The following is a 1,423-nucleotide window of genomic DNA, read 5'->3' as shown; positions in this document are numbered from 1 at the left end:
CGAACTTGGAACAGACCCTAGGCGGCTCGTTCGTATTCGTTGATCAGGCCGCCGAGGACAGGCTGGCGCTTGATCCGTTCCCTGGCCAGGTCGGCGACGGGATGGTCGGGCCGTGGTGGTTGAAGGTCGCGGCCGCGGTGGGGTCGCCGTCCGTTGTAGTGCCGTGCGTACTCGGCCAGGACAGCGCGCAGATGCCGCTCACCGAAGATCAGCATCCGGTCGGTGACCTCGGCCCGGACCGTGCGGACGAACCGTTCCGCGTAGGCATTCGCCCGCGGAGTCCGGGGTGGGATCGTGACCGCGTCGATACCGGCATCGGCGAGGATTGCGTCGAACGACGCGGTGAACTGCCCGGCCCGGTCACGGACCAGGAACCGGAAGTCGGCAGCCCGGTCACCGAGATCCATCAGAAGGTTCCGGGCTTGTTGGGTGGTCCACGGGCCGTCCGGGTGGGCGGTGACCCCGAGGACGTGGACGGAGCGGGAGCCGACCTCGATGACAAAGAAGCAGTACAGACGCCGCAACGTCACCGCGCAATCCACGTGGAAAAAGTCCACCGCCAGCATCGTCGACGCCTGCGTGCGCAGGAACTGCCGCCACGTCGCGTCGGTCTGCCGTTGCGGAGCCGGGGGCAGCCCCAAAGACTTCAGGACCCGGCGGATCGTGGAGGCGCTCACCCGGTGGCCGAGCTTGAGGACCTCGCCCTGGATCCGCGGGTAGCCCCACGTCGGGTTCTCGGTCGCGAGCCGCTCAATCAGCGTGGCGATCTCCGAGCTGATCGGTGGCCGTCCGGTCCGCTGCGGGTGGGTCCATTTCCGTGTGACCAGGCGGCGGTGCCACCGCAGAACGGTGCCAGGCGTGACCAGCCGGTGCACTCGCAGCGCCCTGGGCAGGAGTCGGATCAGGGCGGCGAGCACCGCCCGGTCCACCCAGTCCCACCGGGGCTTGGGCTGGGTACGGCGCAGCACCGCAACCTCATGCCGCAGCACCAGCAACTCGATGTCCTTCGACGCCGACGAACGACCGAGGAGAACCAGCCAGCCACACACCCGCACGAAGATCAGATAGAGCAGGCGCACGGACACAACTGACCATCATGCCGCCAGCTCTGCATCGTCGCATCACCCCAGGTCACAGGCCCAAGCCGACTTCTGGCACCCCACAGGGCAAGCCGGGTCTTGGGTAGTCCGGTGTAGCGGCAGCGGCGGATCCCGGTGACGGCAACTGATTGATGGATGGTGCTCTCGACGCCGGCGCGGGTTGCGTAGCGCTGTTTCCACCCGTCGGTGTTCTGTTTGGCGCGGGCCTGCTCGACCGCTTCGTGGATGTCGCGGGGACGTAGCATCAACTGGCGGCCGTTCCGGGTGGCTCGTGTGCATTGTGAACGGACGGGACATGGCTCAATGGCGCTGCTTTAAGGTGA

The 1,423-nt window shown here is 67.3% G+C and carries 2 protein-coding genes; both read right to left on the bottom strand.

Going from position 1 to position 1,423, the window contains the following annotated elements; translation table 11 throughout:
- Nucleotides 1-17: 17 nt before the first annotated feature.
- Nucleotides 18-1,085: an integrase core domain-containing protein gene (locus E0504_RS48620; protein ID WP_112105842.1), complete on the bottom strand. Its 1,068-nt coding sequence runs from the start codon at nucleotides 1,083-1,085 to the stop codon at nucleotides 18-20.
- On the bottom strand, nucleotides 1,061-1,405 hold the full coding sequence (locus E0504_RS53225) for a transposase (RefSeq protein WP_306769432.1): 345 nt from the start codon (nucleotides 1,403-1,405) through the stop codon (nucleotides 1,061-1,063). Before E0504_RS53225 ends, E0504_RS48620 begins: the two co-directional genes overlap by 25 nt.
- Between the last annotated feature and the right edge of the window lie 18 nt (nucleotides 1,406-1,423).

This window comes from Parafrankia sp. BMG5.11 (genome assembly GCF_004337455.1).
The sequence above is the reverse complement of the archived record's forward strand: the minus strand, read 5'-3'. Positions and strand labels throughout refer to the sequence as shown.